Origin of the sequence: Spirosoma liriopis, from assembly GCF_023196085.1 — a bacterium.
In the GTDB taxonomy this organism is placed as follows: domain Bacteria; phylum Bacteroidota; class Bacteroidia; order Cytophagales; family Spirosomataceae; genus Spirosoma; species Spirosoma oryzicola.
The window spans coordinates 2,107,322-2,124,091 of sequence record NZ_JALPRF010000001.1 but is presented as its reverse complement, the minus strand read 5'-3'; the positions used below and the strand labels follow the sequence as shown (position 1 = coordinate 2,124,091).

The window sequence follows — 16,770 nt, the reverse complement described above, 5'->3', positions numbered from 1 at the left end:
GCCGACGAGGCTATTGTATTAAGCCATCTCGAATTTGCTGGCGTTACGTTTCCGCTCGTTTTCGTCCAGATAAATTTTCCGGATGCGCATCGCTTTCGGTGTAACCTCTAGGTACTCATCTTTCTGAATATACTCCATAGACTCTTCAAGCGAGAACGATACCTTCGGCGCAATTTTTACGTTGCTGTCCGATCCAGATGCCCGCATGTTGGTCAATTGCTTAGCCGTCATTACGTTTACCACGATATCATTTTGGCGGTTATGTTCACCGATAACCATACCCGTGTAGATCTCATCGCCAGGCTCAACAAAGAAGATACCCCGGTCCTGAAGTTTATCAATCGAATAAGCCGTAGCCACCCCGCTGGTCATAGAGATCAGTGAGCCGTTGATCCGCTCAGGGATTGGTCCTTTGTAAGGCTGATACTCTTTAAACCGGTGCGACATCACCGCTTCACCGAAGGTTGCTGTCAGCACGTTTGAACGCAGACCGATCAGGCCCCGCGACGGAATTTCAAATTCGAGGTGTTGCAGGTCACCTTTCGGCTCCATGATCAAGAGTTCACCTTTCCGTTGCGTAGCTAACTCAATTACTTTACCGGCGGTCTCTTCAGGTACGTCGACCACGAGTGTTTCGACCGGCTCTAACCGCTGTCCTTTATCGTCTTCTTTGTACAGAACCTGTGGCTGTCCTACCTGTAATTCGTATCCTTCACGACGCATCGTTTCGATCAGTACAGACAAGTGAAGAATACCCCGGCCATAGACAAGGAAGCGGTCTTCGCTATCGGTAGGTTCTACGCGCAGCGCCAAGTTCTTTTCAATTTCTTTGTAGAGCCGATCGCGCAGGTGACGCGAGGTCACGAACTTACCTTCCTTGCCGAAGAATGGCGAGTTGTTGATCGTGAACAGCATGTTCATCGTCGGCTCATCAACGGCAATCCGTTCCAGTGCTTCTGGCGTTTCAGCGTCGGTGAGCGTATCACCAATCTCGAATTCTTCCAGACCCGTTACGGCGCAGATATCACCGCACTGTACTTCGGTTACTTTGTTTTTACCAAGTCCTTCAAACGTGTGCAGCTCTTTAATGCGCACTTTTTTGATCGAACCGTCCGCTTTTACAAGCGCCATATTGGCACCTTCTTTCAGCGTTCCCCGGTGTACACGACCAATCGCAATACGACCTACGAACGCCGAATAATCAAGCGACGTAATCTGCATCTGCGGCTTTCCTTCGTTAACAGGAGCCGCCGGAATCGTACTGACGATCGTGTCGAGCAGGTAAGTGATGTTGTCGGTTGGATTCTTCCAGTCCGGACCCATCCAGCCCTGTTTCGACGAACCATAAACGGTTGGGAAGTCGAGCTGATCTTCCGTTGCGCCAAGGTTGAACATCAGGTCAAAAACCTCTTCGTGTACTTCTTCGGGGCGGCAGTTTTCCTTGTCGACTTTGTTGACGATTACGATCGGCTTCAGGCCCAACGAAAGCGCTTTGCTCAGTACGAAACGGGTTTGCGGCATGGCGCCTTCGAATGCATCGACCAGCAAGCAAACGCCGTCGGCCATTTTCAGTACGCGCTCTACCTCACCGCCGAAGTCACTGTGGCCCGGCGTATCGATGATGTTGATTTTAACGTCTTTGTACCGAACCGATACGTTCTTGGAAACGATCGTGATACCCCGCTCGCGCTCCAAGTCGTTGTTGTCGAGAATCAGATCACCAAATTCCTGGTTCTCTCTAAAGAGCTTAGACGCGTGAATAATTTTGTCAACCAGTGTCGTTTTGCCGTGGTCAACGTGGGCGATAATTGCTATGTTACGAATTGATTGCATACAGTTCTAAACTGTGAGTCTGTTGATTGCCTGATGAACTGGATTGATCCAAAGCAGCGTAATTTCCCAATCACACAAATCGCAGTTCAGACAGTCAATTTGGTTGCAAAGATACGAAATTTTACGCTGAAACACAGAATTTTACAACTAATAAAACGAAAAAAGGCCCGCAGAGGGGCCTATGTATATCATAAATACAATTTCTTAATGTTTGCTTAATGATTTGGACATCCGCACGGGTTTTTTTTGCGGAATAAACCCGTGTTGAATAAGCCACCCCGCTTGGGTTTATACCCTTTACGTTTACGACCAATCGCAGTTGTTTCGGCTGTATTCTTACCAGAAAAAGCCATTGTCTCGAAAGGAATCTCTAGCATCAATACTGATACAGAGGTTAGTAGAAGTAATTTCGTCTTTTTCATAGCCTCAACCTGTTTCGTCAATAACGCAAATTTGGTGCCGATAGTCGCAAAACTGCCTAAAAATCTATTATTTAGCTTTTTATGATTGATACCTGTGATTTCCTCTTTGTATACGGTACGTTGCGACCAAACTTTGACAATGCATTTGCCCAATACCTCCGTCAGCGTGCTCAATACGTGGGCGAAGGGTCGTTTCCCGGTCGGCTGTTCGATTTAGGCAGTTACCCGGGCGCTGTGCTTCAGCATAATGCTTCAGCGGAGGTGCTGGGAAGTGTGTTTGATATTCAGAAAAACAAGGAAACGATTCTGACGTATTTGGATTACTACGAAGGAGTTGGACCTGCTTTTGAACCACCCACTGAATACCTTAGAGTTATTGTACCCGTTTTGTTCAACGGAAAGTCAATTGACTGTTGGGCTTATCTTTATAACCACGCGTTTGATGGTAAACTGCTTATTGAGTCGGGTGATTATTGTCTTTACGTAGATCAGGCTAAGTAAGCCTTGTGACAAGCCGGTTCCGTTTGTCTTAGACAATGGCAACGGCTTCCAGCTCGATACCGAAACCATAATGCAGCGGTAAGACGGGCACGATGGATCGGGCTGGGCGATGATCGCCGAAAAAGTGGGTGTAGAGTTGATTGACGAGCCCCCAAGCCTCCATATCGGCTATAAAAACGGTTACTTTCAGGACTTTTTCGCGGGTGCTACCAGCCGCTTCCAGAATAGCGTCTAGGTTTTTCAATACCTGCTGCATTTGTTCCAGAACAGTAGCCTCAGTGAGCTTTTCGCCGGAAGGCGTGATCGGCAGAATACCCGATATAAACACCAGGTCGCCGTGTACGACAGCCTGTGAATAATGTCCACCGGGTTTAGGCGCGTTGGGAGTCTCGATGAAAGTCATTGGCAGGCAGTTGAATGGATAAAAAAAGAATGTCATACGCGTGGCATATGACATTCCAAAACCCGGCTGGCTAAACGATGGCGTCCAGCAAAGACGTTACTAACGATACGACAATACTGAACAAGAAAGCCGCAATAAAGCCGGAGACGTGAAAACCGCTGACTAGAGAAGAAGCCAGGTAAACCATCAGGACGTTAATGACGATCAAAAAGAGCCCCAGCGTCAGAATCGTAATGGGAATTGTCAACACTGTCAGGATCGGTTTAACGAAGGCGTTCAACAAGCCCAGGACAATGGCAATGACCAAGTACGTTCCGGCTCCTCCCGTTACAGAAATCCCTGGAATAAACAAGCTAGCAACGTAAACTGCTACTGCGCTAATAAGAATACGAATAATCAGTCCCATAAATAGAGTTTGTGTTTGGTGAGCAACGTCACTCAGGCACTACAACAATGCCTGAACACGTCGAAAAGCAAACCGCAAACCCGAATCTATTGTTTTTGATGACGAGACTGTAAAACGGCCACAATGTCGTCCAAACTCATGTTTTTCTGTTCGAGCAGAACCAGAAAATGGAAGAGAAGATCAGCCGCTTCACCTTTGAAAAGATCATCGTTATCGTCTTTCGCTTCAATAACCAATTCGACGGCCTCCTCACCTACTTTCTGCGCAATCTTGTTAACTCCCCGATTAAACAGCGTTGTCGTGTATGATTTTTCGGAAGGATTAATTTTTCGGTCGTGAATAATGCCTTGGAGGTAGTTCAGAAACTGTCCTTTGCCTTGATTGACTTCCTCAAAGCAAGTGTCGGCACCTGTGTGGCAGACTGGACCGGCTGGATTGGCCTTGATGAGCAACGTGTCACCATCGCAATCAACCAGCATTTCGCGAACGTGCAGAAAGTTATTGGAGGTTTCGCCCTTCGTCCACAGCCGCTGCTTGCTCCGACTAAAAAAAGTCACAACCTGTTCAGTAACCGTTTTGTCGTAGGCTTCACGATTCATGTAGCCCAGCATCAGTACTTTACCGGTTTCGGCATCCTGAATGACGGCAGGGATTAGACCGTCGGGCGATTTGTCAAAGTTTATCTCAGCATTCATGCTACAAAGGTAAGCCGCTAAGCGCGAATCGTCTGCACAAACGCTTGAATGCTCTCGGCGGAGGTTCCTTTTTCTTGCAGGTGCCGGATAAACGCGCTACCAACAATGGCTCCATTGGCGTATTGACTGGCCGTATCGAACGTTTCGTGGTTGTTGATGCCAAATCCAATCAGACGCGGATTGCGAAGGTTCATAGATTGAATACGCTCAAAATAAGCGCGCATCGGATCACTGATACCCTGAACCGAGCCGGTTATGCTGGCCGATGAAACCATGTAAATAAATCCGTCCGATTCTTCGTCGATGTACCGAATCCGGCTTTCCGAAGTCTGCGGAGTGATCAAATGGACGTTTAGAATCCCGTATTCCCGGAAAACAGAAGCGTATTCGGCCAGATACAAATCGAGAGGCAAATCCGGGAGAATGACTCCGTCTACGCCTACTTCTTGGCACTTTTTGCAAAAATTAGCTACGCCGAACTGCAAAATGGGATTGACATAACCCATCAGCAAAATAGGAACCGTGATTTCACTGCGGCAGCCGGCCAACTGGTCGAATAGCATTTTAATGGACATGCCGTTGTCCAGGGCTTTGCCGTTACTCTGCTGAATCGTTTCGCCATCGGCAACGGGATCGGAATAAGGCATACCGATCTCAACCAAATCGACACCAGCAGCCTCCAGGCCGCGCAGAATGGTTCGCGTATCGGTCAGCTCCGGGAAGCCAGCGGTAAAATAAACGTTTAACAGCCGTTCGCTTTTGTGCGCGAACAAGTCGGTGATGCGGTTCTGGGTTAATTCCTGTATCATACCGTAACGCGGATGGAATAGCAGTAGTTGGAGTGATTTATAGCGTAGTGCCGTAACGCGAACAGCTTGTCCGTAGTGAAATACTAGTTGATCTGACAACCAGGCGGACAAGCTGTTCGCGCTATGGGCTATAAATGTTTTGAGTAGGTTGCTAGGTCTTTATCACCTCTCCCCGACAGACAAACGACGACGACATCGTCGGACTTGAGGTTCATTTTTTCGAGAGCGGCCAGCGCATGAGCCGATTCCAGCGCGGGAATAATGCCTTCAAGTTTACTGAGTTGAAAACCGGCCTGTAAAGCTTCGTCGTCCGTGATGGCGTAAAAATCACCGCGTCCTGAATCAAACAAATGAGCGTGAAGAGGGCCAATTCCCGGATAATCCAATCCCGCTGAAATCGAATAAGGCTCAACGACCTGGCCGTCTTCTGTTTGCATCAGAATGGTCCGGCTTCCGTGTAAGACACCCGGTTTGCCAAGTGCTGTCGTTGCGGCTGAATGCCCCGAGCTAACGCCCTGGCCAGCTGCTTCGGCTGCGACCAACCGAACCGATGGTTCGTTCAGATAATGAAAGAAGGCACCGGCTGCATTGCTACCGCCACCCACGCAGGCTACTACGTAATCTGGGTTTTGGGTGCCAGTTTTCGCCAGCAATTGTTTCTTGACCTCCTGCGAGATAACCGATTGAAACCGCGCGACCATATCCGGGTATGGGTGCGGGCCAACAACGGAACCGATGATGTAATGGGTATCTACCGGATTATTGATCCAATGGCGCATGGCTTCGTTGGTCGCATCCTTTAAGGTTTGGCTGCCTGATCTGGCCGGTATGACGGTAGCACCCAGCATCCGCATCCGATCAACGTTGGGCTTTTGCCGCTCCATGTCGATGCTGCCCATGTAGACGATACATTCCAGACCCATCAGCGCGCAAACAGTAGCGGTTGCAACCCCGTGCTGACCTGCCCCGGTTTCGGCGACGATACGCTTTTTACCAAGCCGCTGCGCCACCAGAATTTGCCCAATGGTATTATTCACCTTGTGCGCTCCCGTGTGGCAAAGATCTTCCCGCTTGAGGTAAATGGTCGCGCCTAGTTTCTCGGATAGCCGTTTGGCTAAGAAGAGCGGAGTTGGACGCCCGACATAATCTTCGAGCAACTGCCAGAATTCGGCCTGAAAAGCAGGGTCGGCAATGATCTGAAGATAGTTCTGCCGCAGCTCTTCGACATTTGGGTAAAGCATTTCAGGAATGAATGCGCCACCAAAATGACCGTAAAAGCCTTTATCGGATACCTCAAACGAGGTAGTTGGTTCAAGCGTGGTTTGCATAAAGTGAGTAATTAACCGGTATGAACAAAGACGAAGATGGACGCCGAGTCGGCAAGTATCTTCAGGAATCAGTCAACCATTGCTACTTTTTAAGCGAGAACAGAAAAAAGAATTAATAGGTTACCCCGCCCCCGGAATTAAGGGGCCAGCACAAAAAATAAGTGTTTAGCAGGTAGGACGTTGGCGGATGCGTGTGTCAGTATAGTTGGGCAATCAACCTGTGTTTATACCGTCTCTTCTTCTTCGATGGGGCGCAGCCGATTGATCAGCTCTTTGACTTTTGCCACGTCTTTGACGCCGGGTGCAATCTCCACTTGGCTGTTGACATCGACGCCATACAACTTCATTCCTTTCAAAGCTGACAATTGATCGAGATTATCAAGACCAATGCCTCCGCTGATAAAGAAAGGCTTTTCGTTGTCGTAGCGGCTCAGAATGCTCCAGTCGAAGGTGATGCCGTTACCACCCGGTTGATCACCTTTAGCGTCGAACAGAAAGAAATCGCAGTGTGCTTTGTAATTGTTAAGCATCGAGAAATTGAACGAGTTGTCAACACGAAAGGCTTTGATCAGGCTTATTCCCCGGTTGCGCAGGCTCCGGCAGTATTCCGGTGTTTCGTTGCCATGAAGCTGAACGTATTGAAAATCGTACTTCTTGACAGTGCGCAGAATAAAATCGGGACTGGCGTTGACAAACACACCTACTTTCCGAATAGACCGTGGCAGTGCTTTTACTACTTCCTCGCTTAGTTCATCGCCTACAAACCGGGGTGATTGATCGTAGAAAATAAATCCGACAAAGTCAGGACCAAGGGCGGCAATCTCTTTCAGGTTCTCAGCGTCTCTCAGACCGCACACTTTAATTTTCATGACGTAAATTAGTTTGCAAAGGTGGGTATACGTGAAGTAAAGTCGGTTACTATAGAACGTAAAGCTGCGGCTGGATCGGCGGTTTTCATGAAAGCTTCGCCAATCAGGAAGCCATCGAAACCCGCTCGAAACAACGTGTGCATCGTTTCGGCGTCGTGCAGACCACTTTCCGTTATCTTCGCAAACGTGTCGGGAATGCGCTCAACAAGGCGTAATGACGTGTCGATGGATGTCGTAAACGTTTTGAGATTACGATTATTGACGCCTACCAGATCAACAGTGTGCGTAAGTGTTTGATCCAACTCGTCTTCGTCATGGACCTCAAGAAGGACTTGCAGGCCAAGGTTCTGTGCTTCCTGGCTCAGCTCGGCAACTTCTGCGGAAGTCAGGCAGGACGCAATCAGCAGGACCAGATCGGCTCCCCAGGCTTTGGCCTCAATCAGCTGGTACAGATCGATAACGAAATCTTTACGAAGGATCGGCGTAGATGGGTTAGCCAACCGAGCGGCTTGCAAGTCGGCGGGAGTTCCGCCAAAAAAAGGTTCGTCGGTCAGCACCGACAGCACAGCGGCTCCAGCCTGCACATATCCCTGCGTGGTTGCTGCTACATCGGCACGGTCATTAATAATACCTTTTGACGGGGATTTGCGCTTAAATTCGGCAATAATACCCGTCGAATTTAATCCTTGAATGGCTTCCCGCGCGGATAAAGGCTGCCGTTTGAAATCTGGCATTTGTTCCAGCGCAGATATTGGCGTGGCCGCTTTGCGCTGCTCTACTTCAATTCGCTTTTGTGCAATGATTTCGTCAAGAATCGTCATCTGCTGTGCGTCGTCGTTGTCATTTACGCCGTGTCATGCTTTGTCTGATATACTCGGTCTTTGTTTAAACCAATGCAGAACAGCGATGACTACGAATGACTTTTTCTAATTGATCAATTTCTTAAAACACGCCAATGCCTTTTTGCTTTCCAACGATTCGCGGGCTAAAGCTACAGCCTCTTCCCGACTAGTGGCTCGTCCAGCCGCTAGCAGCGCCATTGCCGAATTGGCCAGAACGGCCTGTTTCTGAGCGGATGTTGCTTCGTTGTTCAGCACGTTCATAAAAATCTGAGCCGACTCATCGAGTGTTTGCCCTCCTGCTAGCGATTCAGCCGTTAATAGACTCATTCCTAGCTGCTCAGGCTCAAGAACCTGCTCCGTTTGATTGCTGATAACCTTAAACGCACCGGTCAACGAAATCTCGTCGTAACCATCCAGCGCGTGAAGGATCATAAATCGTTTGTCGCTTTGCTGATAAAGGTACGCATATAATCGCGCCAATTCAAGGTTGAATACGCCAACGAGCTGTTTTTGAGGCTTTGCCGGATTAATCATTGGACCCAGGACATTGAAAAATGTCTTCACGCCCAAGTCCTTCCGGATGGGGGCTACATTCTTCATTGCCGGGTGGAACAGGGGCGCATGTAAAAAGCAGATTCCGGCGGTTTCCATTTTCCGCTGTAACTCCCCAACATCGTTTGTAAACCGGTATCCGAGTCGTTCCATAACTGTCGAAGAGCCAACGAGCGATGATACACCGTGGTTACCATGCTTGGCAACGCACTGCCCGGCTCCGGCCACAACAAAAGACGACAACGTTGATATGTTAAACGTATCCTTTCCGTCGCCCCCCGTACCGCAAAGATCCATTGGGTCGTAAGCGTCCAGATCAACCGGCAGACAAAGCTCAAGCATCGCATCCCGGAAGCCTTCGAGTTCTTCCAAACGGATGCTTCGCATCATGTAAACCGTCAGGAAGGAAGCAATCTGAGCCGCGTTGTATTCTCCTCGCCCGATGCCCAGCAATACCTGCCGAGCCTGATCTTTGGTGAGGAATTTGTGTTCAAACAGGTGATTAAGAATGTCTTTCATTGTTCACTAATTAGACGTAAGGCGCAATACTTGAAAAGCTCCTTTCTGGAAGTGGTAATTAACGCTTTCTATTTCGGACCGGATGCCAGCAGCCTTACAGTAGACCAACACTCGATCCAGATAAGGCGACAACTGACCATTCAACGACACCAGCGGAAAAATGCGAACCTCGTCGGCTACCCGAATTAGTTCCTGTATTGCTGCCAGATGAAACGACTCGGACAATTGATCCGAATACAGAAAAAGCAAATGCGAACAAAGCGCTAAACCAAAGGAACGATTCTGGAAAGGTAACACCGGTAAGGAGCCTGTTTGGTAACGGCCCTGTTGTTTCCCTTCTTCATAATCGTCCAGAAATTGGTTCATGGCGCGCATCCGTTCCCGACCTAGCTCGTCAACATCCCGGAAAGCAGTCCAGTTGTAGTGCTCCGCATTGGTTTGCATTTGCTTCATGACAACGTCATACGTATCGCTGATGCGTGTTTTCAACTGTTCCGCCGAGAACGCATAAATTGGGTCGACGGACGTAACCGAATAACCGTCGGCTGTCATTTCTGCATTAAAACTGGCAGGGCCGTCTCCGATGCCGAGAATTTTCTTTGCCAAATCGGCATCCGTAAGCGTAAACATGTTTACATACTCGCTCCGCGTACGGCCCCAGGGAACGACATGGTCGAGCTTCATGCGGACAACCAGTTCTGAATCATCTTCACGCCATTCTCAGTTAGTACTGACTCGGGGTGAAACTGTAAGCCCCGTACGTCGAAACGGGTATGGGCCAGTCCCATAACGCGGCCCTGCTCATCTACGGCGGTGACACGCAAATCGGCAGGCATCGAATCCGGTACAACCGTCCATGAGTGATAGCGGCCAACGGTCAGTTCTTCGGGAATGTCGGCAAACAGTTTTTCTGAGCGGTCCGTAACGGTTGCGCGGTGAGCTACGCCGTGTAGCACATCGCCCAGATTTTCCAATCGGGAGCCGTACGCTTCACCAATTCCCTGATGGCCCAGGCAGATGCCCAGTATGCTTTTGCTAGCCCCGTATTCAGTGATCAGGTCCTGCATAATACCGGCCTCGGACGGAATGCCCGGCCCCGGCGAAAGCAGAATTTTATCATACTGATCGACCGCATCCAACGCTATTTTGTTATTTCGGATCACGTCGGGCCGAAGTCCTAACTCCCTCAGAATATAAACGAGGTTGTAGGTGAATGAATCGTAGTTATCTAAGACTAGAAGTTTCATAGTAACGCGGACAGGATGTCCGCTGGTTAAATGAATATTGACACGTCAATGCGAATAGAGTATCCGCGTTACAGGGTTTTAGCTTGCTCGATGGCCATACGCAGGGCGGCCAGTTTGTTATGCACTTCCTGCAATTCGCTTTCAACGACCGACTTGGCAACAACACCCGCTCCGGCCTGATAATACAGCGTATTGTCTTTGCTCATAAACGTGCGAATCATGATGCAGTGATTGAACTCACCGTCGAAACCCATGTAGCCGATGCTGCCCGAATAAAAACTACGGCTGAGGTTTTCATAGCGGTCAATGAGTTGCATTGCCATGTGTTTTGGCGCACCTGACAGGGTCCCGGCGGGGAAGGTTTCGGCGACGATTTGCAGCGGATCAGCTGATTCGGTCAGATCACCCACAACTTTCGAAACAAGGTGGATAACGTGCGAATAGTACTGAACCTCTTTAAAGGTTTCGACTTTTACGACATCGCAGTTACGGCTAAGATCGTTGCGAGCCAGATCGACCAGCATAACGTGCTCGGCGGATTCTTTTGGATCATCGTACAGCTTCTGGGCTAATTCTGCGTCGCGGAGGTCGTCACCCGTACGGCGGAACGTGCCAGCAATGGGATAGATAGTGGCTTTCCGGTCTTTGACAACGATTTGCGATTCGGGCGAGGAGCCAAACAGCTTATAATTGCCGTAGTCAAAATAGAACAGATAGGGAGAGGGGTTCAGCGATCGCAGCGACCGGTAAACGTTAAATTCGTCGCCCACGAATGGTGTAGAAAAGCGTCGCGACAAAACGATCTGAAACACATCACCCCGCTGGCAATGATCTTTGCCTTTCTGGATAACCGCCCGGAATTCATCGTCGGTGAAGTTCGATTGTTCGGGACCGGCTGGGCTAAAGGAGTATGTCGGGTAGTTGCGGCCCGTGATCAGATCGCTGATGTAATCGAGGGTGCTGTCTGGCTGTGCCTCGCCGTCACGAAGATAGCTGTGCTCGAACAGATACAACTCATCTTTAAAATGATTGATTGCCAGCACGTAGCGATAAACAGAGAAGACGGCTGCCGGAATCTGGTTTTCAGTCGGAATGGGGGCGTGAAGATTAATATCTTCAAAGCTTTGCACAGCCGGGTAGCCAAAATAGCCAAACAAGCCGTTGGTGATGAACGGAAACGGTGCTTTCTCGTGCTGAAAACTGTTTTTAAACTGCTCAAGCGCGTTTAGCATCGCTTTCGGCTCCGACAGTTCACGTACCAGCTCATCTTCGGCTGGCATTTTGACCGTTAGTTTTCCCAGCGGCCCGTTATTTCGGTCGTAGGTAAACCGGGCAATTGGGTCAAAAGCGATGTACGAAAAGCTGTTATCGTTGCCGTGATAGTCGGAGCTTTCGAGTAAGATGCTGTTTAGAAAGCGGTCCCGGATGCGCAGATAGATGCTAACGGGCGTGATAATGTCAGCCAGCATCCGTTTATGACGGCTGACAACGCGGTAGGTAGTGGCGGTAAGGGTTTCCATAATCTATTTTGTTAGGGGTGCACGTTTGGTTGGACAAGGGCATAAAAAAAGCCCACCGGGATGACGGTGAGCCTTGTAAATCTATTGACAAATAACAATAGCGGCAACCCTCATCCCCAATGAGAAGAGTGCCACCACCAAATCATGTTATTTACTGAGTTATTCATTGCTTTCTAATTGTATTCACCGTCGTTTATTTGTTGGTCAACAGCGAACGATTCAAAACCACTTGTGTGGTCGGGGTGGCGGGATTCGAATCGCACCGGCGCACCAGCCACGACCTCTACGTCCCGAACGTAGCGCGCTACCATACTGCGCTACACCCCGAAGGGAAAGCACAAATATAAAACCTTTGTTTTTACGTTGCTAAACATCCGCTATTTTTTTCTGAATAAAGATGGTTAGCGTCTCGGGAGCTTCCCAAGGCAGTAAATGACCCGCTCCGTCAACGACTTCGACGGTTGCGTGTCTTACGTAAGGCAACACCAGTTTGTCCTGCACGTCGGGCGGTAAAGCGCGGTCGTCGGTACCAACGATGATCGAAACGGGTATTGACACGTCAGCCATTCTTTTCGAGATATCTTCCTTGCTGCCTTCCAGCAACCAAGCATCCCAGGCCGGTTTCGATGTTCGTAGGTCGTCGGCAATGATCTGCTCCTGAATAGCTTTCGATACGCTGGCCGCTGTAATGTTTTTCATCGTCTGTTGGGCAGACGAACGTTGTCCGTAGCCTTGCAGCAATTTTTGCCGCTCATCGTCCGGAATAGGCTCCGGCACAGGGGGAGACGGTGACGACAACACTAACTTCCGTAAGCCAACTGGCTGACGAGCAGCGAGCGCCAGCGCTACTTTGCCACTCATCGAATGACCAATCAACACATAACTTTTTATGTGTAACGCCTGAATTAAGTCAGCCATGTCGTCGGCCATTGTATCGACGGAGTAACCCGTCTCTGGCGCGTCAGAATCTCCGCAACCTCGTAGGTCAACGGCGATGCAACGGTATTGATCGGCTAACTGGTCCATGACCGTCTGCCATTCCAGTGCCGAGCCGCCGAAATAATGCATGAAAACGAGCGTCAATGGCCCGCTTCCTTGTTCCAGTACATTCAAGTGAGTACCGTTGACAGAAATACGCATGATGATAGAGTTAGATCAAGGTGTAGCCCGACCCTGGAGGGAATACTAAACCTGGGTTTTGAGTCTGGCGGGTTGATCAGTCATCTCAAGCATTTCTCCGTAAGGAACAATCGTAATCTGGCCGAACTCCTTCAACAGGTTTTTGTAGGCTTCCGCTACTGGACGAGGCTTCCGATCAAGATCATACAGACCGCAAGCATTGACATTGTTCTTGACGGCTGCCAATTGTATATCCCAGTCAATCTGGTCAATCAAGCTATACCACGTAAAGCCGAGTACGGGCACCCCATCGCGACGCATGCGCATAATACCAACCCACTGCTTATAAAGCCAGATTGGTGCCTGATCCGCTTCAAATACGTTTGTTTCCGTATGCATGACCGGCATCCGGTAGCGTTCGTAGTAGTCTCGGGTAATTTCGTACCAACCCAAAACATCCATCGACGTTTTGATGGAGCCGTCAGGAAGCTTGATGCGTTCGTTTCGCCCGTAATAATCGTTGCCCATGATCTGATAGCCCGGCGGTTTACCAGCCATAAACCAGTCATATTCTTTTCGGGTCAATCCGTTGTCCATCATGTACATCGCAACCGTTGCCGAGGGTGGATTCGCGTACAGCAGATCAAGCGACAAAAAGCGTAGTTCGTTTTCTAAATCGGTCTGGGGAGAAGGTGTCGCGCAAAGCTCGTGCGTGTACTCCGCACTTTCACTTTGAACAATAACAACATCATTCCGGTGTTTGGCAATCTGCTGATTGGCCATGATACTGGCGGCTGCGCAGTGCTTAAGCGCCGTAACAAAGCCCTTGTCTGTTTTCAACTGCTCATTCCAGATCCCGTCCTTACCGCTGATGCGGGCGGTGACGTAAATCTCATTGACGGGCGTGTAATACCGGACCCAGGGATACCGTTTAGCAACAGCCTCGGCGTATTCGGCAAAGTGAATGGGCAGTTCAGGGTTCTGAAAATTACCAATCCAGTCTGGTAGACCAAAATGTAAAAGATCAAGGATGGGCGTTATGCCTAGCTTCTTCATTTCGGCCATGACCACATCGGCAAAGCTCCAGTCATACTTACCCGGACCCAGATGAATACTGTAATAGGGCAGACCGTACCGGAGCACCTTTAACCCCATCTCTTTGACAAGCCCTAAATCTTCCTTCCAGCGATCGTAATGACCACACTCTCTTAGTTGGTCGCGTCGAACTTTGCCATGTTCAATGGTTGGGTACGAACATTCAATACCCGTTGCAAACATGAAATTACTGGGATTGTCCACCGGGAGGCCGCTGCCATCATGGCCGCCAGCCCCCCCAAATTGGTCGCCGTCATAATTGCCGTCGCCAAATTTCTTTTTTATTATTCCTAAAAAACTTCCTTGACTCATAACGTTGATAGATTTAGTGCACTAGTTTGTTGTACGCGTTTGACCCGATGGTTGATTCGCCTTAGCGGAACGCCGGAAGAATTAACCCTGAGCCAGAAACCGATCCGCTGTCCGCAATGACAATGCCATGATCGTCAACGCTGGATTGACGCTTAGAGCACTCGGAAAGGTTGAATTATCACTGATGTATAAATTCGGAATATCGAAGGATTGACCATCGGCGTTTACAACGGCGGTATCGGGATCATTCCCCATGCGGCAAGTGCCAATTACGTGCGCGTTACGCGGAAAAGCCCACATGTTTTTAGCTCCGGCTGCCGCCCATATATCGCGCATAACTTTGTCAGCATGCGCTGTCATTCGCTCTTCGCTTTCGCCATTGGAGAAATAAACGCGTGGCTTGGGTAAACCCCGGCTGTCTTTCTCGTCCGACAGTTCCATGTAGTTATGCTCATAGGGCAGGCAATCACCCAAAATATTGATGCCCGCCATGTGGTTGTAAGCCGACGCGGCCCGTTTCAACTCCTGTCCCCAAAGGCCCCGGCCCCGCGCCATCTGGCTGAGATACGTAACGGGCATAACACCAATGGACTGAAGGAGGTAGCCGCCCACGAAATCAGCATCCTTTGGCCGATGCATATCTTCCGAGATCAACGCGCCGGGAATGCCTTTGTAAGGACGCACATCCTCGTCAAATTCACCCCAGATTTGGAGGCCAGTATGGGCCATAACGTTACGGCCAACCTGACCGCTGCTGTTGGCCAGACCGTTCATGAGCAGTAAACGGGCGGTCTCGATGGTACCCGCGCACAGAAAGACGTACCGGCACCGTTGCCGCTCTTCCTGCCCGTTTCGGATGTAGACGACCTCACTGATTTTGCCCGCATCGTTTTTAACGAGTTGAGTAACAAAACTTTCTGGCCGGATTTCGGCTCCGTAATGCATGGCCAGGGGGATGTACGTCACATCCATACTGGCTTTTGCGCCGATGTTACAACCTGCCTGGCAAAATCCTCGGTTGGCGCAGCCGGGCCGGTGGCCAACACCCTCCTGATAGTAACCTGCCGACAGCGCTGCGTTAGCCGCCGGAGAAGTTCTGATGCCTACTTCTGCACAGCCGCGCTCCATCAGTTGGCCTGCACCGTTGATTGGGAGTGGTCCCAGCGGATACGAACGTTTGCGCGCCGGGCCCCAGGGGTAAAACGATGGGCCGGAAACGCCAATAAAGTGTTCAATCTCGTCGTAATAAGATTCGATCTGATCGAAGCCAATGGGCCAGTCCGCGCCAACGCCAAACTCGCTTCGAATCCGCAGGTCATCAGGGTGAACACGCGGTGTGTAAGCCGTGTAGTGAAGCGTTGATCCACCGACACCCGTACCTGAATTGTTGTTGCCAAAAGGAAGTGGGTCGTTTCCCGCGCTTAAGCGTTCGTCGTTCCAGAACAGCTTGTCCTGGGCTTTCTCGTCGGTTGGAAAATCCTGGGCCGGGTTCCAGTGCTTACCGGCTTCCAGCGCGACGACTTTCAGACCTGCTTTTGCCAGGCGGGCCAGCAAAGGAGCGCCACCCGCCCCCGTCCCGATGACGACGGCATCGACAATATCAGATGTTTTGTAAGGCATTGTTGCATGAATAGTAAGAAATAGCCGTGATTAACCACGGCTATACGTTCTCTGTAGTTGAGTTATTCGCCGTTCACGGCTCTTGGCTCACGATCTTCCAGTTGGTTTAGGCCGATTCGTTTCCAGGTTTGGGTATCAGCCATACCGACATAGCCAATTTCCTCCTGCGCCAGTGGGTGACTGTAGTACTGTTCGACCGCTTCGGCCAGCAGTTCCTCAAAAAAACGGTCCGCAGGTAGCTGTTCCCACGTTTTTCCGGGGGCTTCCATCTCCTGCACCGCCTTCAGAACCTCATCCTGCTGATCACCCGACAGGTTAAGAAAAGGCTGTTGATGGAGGATCATGGCACTTTCATTGATACCCTGCAAACCGAGCTTGTACGCGTCGCCATCGTTCGGCATTATATCGTAACGCCAGCCGTTGGCCTTGTTTTGCGAAAGCCGTTCGTCGATACTATCGGCAATGCGAACAGGCTCCGGGCGATCATCCTGGGGAATCAATCGATCACAGATCGCCTGGAGTAAGACAAATTCATCGTTTGAGAAGAAGGTAGGCTGGCGAGGAAGGGCGTTGAGCCGTTCCAGTAAGGCCTGGCGAGTCGCTTCGGTAACCTCGTTCGTATTGAGCAGCGCCCGGACGGTGCCCGGCGGATAATGGAAGTGCATGATTAGTTGTGTT

18 protein-coding genes and 1 tRNA gene are annotated in these 16,770 nt (G+C 50.0%); 1 reads left to right on the top strand and 18 read right to left on the bottom strand.

Features of this window, described 5'->3' with window-relative positions:
• Positions 1-18: 18 nt before the first annotated feature.
• Both typA and M0L20_RS08900 read right to left on the bottom strand, forming a co-directional pair.
• Positions 19-1,833, bottom strand: coding sequence for a translational GTPase TypA (gene typA, locus M0L20_RS08905; RefSeq protein WP_232560455.1), 1,815 nt, complete (start codon positions 1,831-1,833; stop codon positions 19-21).
• Between the two features lie 215 nt (positions 1,834-2,048).
• Positions 2,049-2,255: a hypothetical protein gene (locus tag M0L20_RS08900; RefSeq protein WP_248476545.1), complete on the bottom strand. Its 207-nt coding sequence runs from the start codon at positions 2,253-2,255 to the stop codon at positions 2,049-2,051.
• An 81-nt stretch (positions 2,256-2,336) separates the two neighbouring features.
• Here M0L20_RS08900 and M0L20_RS08895 point away from each other — a divergent pair, with 81 nt between their 5' ends.
• On the top strand, positions 2,337-2,756 hold the full coding sequence (locus M0L20_RS08895; RefSeq protein ID WP_248476544.1) for a gamma-glutamylcyclotransferase family protein: 420 nt from the start codon (positions 2,337-2,339) through the stop codon (positions 2,754-2,756).
• A 28-nt stretch (positions 2,757-2,784) separates the two neighbouring features.
• Here the strand turns inward: M0L20_RS08895 and M0L20_RS08890 are convergent, their stop codons facing one another.
• The 16 genes from M0L20_RS08890 to M0L20_RS08815 form a co-directional block, all read right to left on the bottom strand.
• Entirely contained in the window at positions 2,785-3,159 is a 375-nt protein-coding gene (locus tag M0L20_RS08890; RefSeq protein ID WP_248476543.1) for a RidA family protein, read from the bottom strand.
• A 70-nt stretch (positions 3,160-3,229) separates the two neighbouring features.
• Entirely contained in the window at positions 3,230-3,565 is a 336-nt protein-coding gene (locus M0L20_RS08885; RefSeq protein ID WP_232560452.1) for a phage holin family protein, read from the bottom strand.
• A gap of 86 nt (positions 3,566-3,651) precedes the next feature.
• A complete protein-coding gene (gene hisIE, locus M0L20_RS08880; protein WP_232560451.1) occupies positions 3,652-4,260 on the bottom strand; it encodes a bifunctional phosphoribosyl-AMP cyclohydrolase/phosphoribosyl-ATP diphosphatase HisIE in 609 nt (202 codons plus the stop codon).
• A 17-nt stretch (positions 4,261-4,277) separates the two neighbouring features.
• Positions 4,278-5,069 carry a tryptophan synthase subunit alpha gene (gene trpA, locus M0L20_RS08875; RefSeq protein ID WP_248476542.1) on the bottom strand — a complete coding sequence of 264 codons (792 nt, stop codon included), beginning with the start codon at positions 5,067-5,069 and terminating at the stop codon, positions 4,278-4,280.
• 128 nt (positions 5,070-5,197) lie between these two features.
• The gene (trpB, locus tag M0L20_RS08870) at positions 5,198-6,397 is read right to left on the bottom strand and encodes a tryptophan synthase subunit beta (RefSeq protein ID WP_232560449.1); all 1,200 of its coding nucleotides are present in this window, start codon (positions 6,395-6,397) and stop codon (positions 5,198-5,200) included.
• Between the two features lie 224 nt (positions 6,398-6,621).
• The gene (locus M0L20_RS08865; RefSeq protein ID WP_232560448.1) at positions 6,622-7,266 is read right to left on the bottom strand and encodes a phosphoribosylanthranilate isomerase; all 645 of its coding nucleotides are present in this window, start codon (positions 7,264-7,266) and stop codon (positions 6,622-6,624) included.
• Positions 7,267-7,274: 8 nt separating this feature from the next.
• On the bottom strand, positions 7,275-8,087 hold the full coding sequence (trpC, locus tag M0L20_RS08860) for an indole-3-glycerol phosphate synthase TrpC (protein WP_232560447.1): 813 nt from the start codon (positions 8,085-8,087) through the stop codon (positions 7,275-7,277).
• Positions 8,088-8,192: 105 nt separating this feature from the next.
• Entirely contained in the window at positions 8,193-9,179 is a 987-nt protein-coding gene (gene trpD / locus M0L20_RS08855; RefSeq protein ID WP_232560446.1) for an anthranilate phosphoribosyltransferase, read from the bottom strand.
• A 6-nt stretch (positions 9,180-9,185) separates the two neighbouring features.
• The gene (locus M0L20_RS08850; RefSeq protein ID WP_248476540.1) at positions 9,186-9,863 is read right to left on the bottom strand and encodes an SAM-dependent methyltransferase; all 678 of its coding nucleotides are present in this window, start codon (positions 9,861-9,863) and stop codon (positions 9,186-9,188) included.
• Complete coding sequence (locus M0L20_RS08845) at positions 9,860-10,426, bottom strand: anthranilate synthase component II (protein WP_232560444.1); 567 nt, start codon at positions 10,424-10,426, stop codon at positions 9,860-9,862. Before M0L20_RS08845 ends, M0L20_RS08850 begins: the two co-directional genes overlap by 4 nt.
• A 68-nt stretch (positions 10,427-10,494) precedes the next feature.
• On the bottom strand, positions 10,495-11,946 hold the full coding sequence (locus M0L20_RS08840; protein WP_248476539.1) for an anthranilate synthase component I family protein: 1,452 nt from the start codon (positions 11,944-11,946) through the stop codon (positions 10,495-10,497).
• Between the two features lie 234 nt (positions 11,947-12,180).
• Positions 12,181-12,273: transfer RNA gene (locus M0L20_RS08835), tRNA-Pro, on the bottom strand.
• A gap of 39 nt (positions 12,274-12,312) precedes the next feature.
• A complete protein-coding gene (locus M0L20_RS08830) occupies positions 12,313-13,086 on the bottom strand; it encodes an alpha/beta fold hydrolase (protein ID WP_248476538.1) in 774 nt (257 codons plus the stop codon).
• 45 nt (positions 13,087-13,131) lie between these two features.
• Positions 13,132-14,472 (bottom strand): family 1 glycosylhydrolase, encoded by a 1,341-nt coding sequence (locus tag M0L20_RS08825; protein ID WP_232560441.1) that lies wholly within the window; start codon positions 14,470-14,472, stop codon positions 13,132-13,134.
• 81 nt (positions 14,473-14,553) lie between these two features.
• Positions 14,554-16,092, bottom strand: coding sequence for a GMC family oxidoreductase (locus tag M0L20_RS08820; protein WP_248476537.1), 1,539 nt, complete (start codon positions 16,090-16,092; stop codon positions 14,554-14,556).
• Between the two features lie 62 nt (positions 16,093-16,154).
• Positions 16,155-16,757 carry a gluconate 2-dehydrogenase subunit 3 family protein gene (locus M0L20_RS08815; RefSeq protein ID WP_248476536.1) on the bottom strand — a complete coding sequence of 201 codons (603 nt, stop codon included), beginning with the start codon at positions 16,755-16,757 and terminating at the stop codon, positions 16,155-16,157.
• Between the last annotated feature and the right edge of the window lie 13 nt (positions 16,758-16,770).

Bases quoted from the DNA above. Each gene is read 5' to 3' on its own strand.
- typA (WP_232560455.1), bottom strand. From the start codon at position 1,833: ATGCAATCAATTCGTAACATAGCAATTATCGCCCACGTTGACCACGGC.
- M0L20_RS08900 (WP_248476545.1), bottom strand. From the start codon at position 2,255: ATGAAAAAGACGAAATTACTTCTACTAACCTCTGTATCAGTATTGATG.
- M0L20_RS08895 (WP_248476544.1), top strand. From the start codon at position 2,337: ATGATTGATACCTGTGATTTCCTCTTTGTATACGGTACGTTGCGACCA.
- M0L20_RS08890 (WP_248476543.1), bottom strand. From the start codon at position 3,159: ATGACTTTCATCGAGACTCCCAACGCGCCTAAACCCGGTGGACATTAT.
- M0L20_RS08885 (WP_232560452.1), bottom strand. From the start codon at position 3,565: ATGGGACTGATTATTCGTATTCTTATTAGCGCAGTAGCAGTTTACGTT.
- hisIE (WP_232560451.1), bottom strand. From the start codon at position 4,260: ATGAATGCTGAGATAAACTTTGACAAATCGCCCGACGGTCTAATCCCT.
- trpA (WP_248476542.1), bottom strand. From the start codon at position 5,069: ATGATACAGGAATTAACCCAGAACCGCATCACCGACTTGTTCGCGCAC.
- trpB (WP_232560449.1), bottom strand. From the start codon at position 6,397: ATGCAAACCACGCTTGAACCAACTACCTCGTTTGAGGTATCCGATAAA.
- M0L20_RS08865 (WP_232560448.1), bottom strand. From the start codon at position 7,266: ATGAAAATTAAAGTGTGCGGTCTGAGAGACGCTGAGAACCTGAAAGAG.
- trpC (WP_232560447.1), bottom strand. From the start codon at position 8,087: ATGACGATTCTTGACGAAATCATTGCACAAAAGCGAATTGAAGTAGAG.
- trpD (WP_232560446.1), bottom strand. From the start codon at position 9,179: ATGAAAGACATTCTTAATCACCTGTTTGAACACAAATTCCTCACCAAA.
- M0L20_RS08850 (WP_248476540.1), bottom strand. From the start codon at position 9,863: ATGAAGCTCGACCATGTCGTTCCCTGGGGCCGTACGCGGAGCGAGTAT.
- M0L20_RS08845 (WP_232560444.1), bottom strand. From the start codon at position 10,426: ATGAAACTTCTAGTCTTAGATAACTACGATTCATTCACCTACAACCTC.
- M0L20_RS08840 (WP_248476539.1), bottom strand. From the start codon at position 11,946: ATGGAAACCCTTACCGCCACTACCTACCGCGTTGTCAGCCGTCATAAA.
- M0L20_RS08830 (WP_248476538.1), bottom strand. From the start codon at position 13,086: ATGCGTATTTCTGTCAACGGTACTCACTTGAATGTACTGGAACAAGGA.
- M0L20_RS08825 (WP_232560441.1), bottom strand. From the start codon at position 14,472: ATGAGTCAAGGAAGTTTTTTAGGAATAATAAAAAAGAAATTTGGCGAC.
- M0L20_RS08820 (WP_248476537.1), bottom strand. From the start codon at position 16,092: ATGCCTTACAAAACATCTGATATTGTCGATGCCGTCGTCATCGGGACG.
- M0L20_RS08815 (WP_248476536.1), bottom strand. From the start codon at position 16,757: ATGCACTTCCATTATCCGCCGGGCACCGTCCGGGCGCTGCTCAATACG.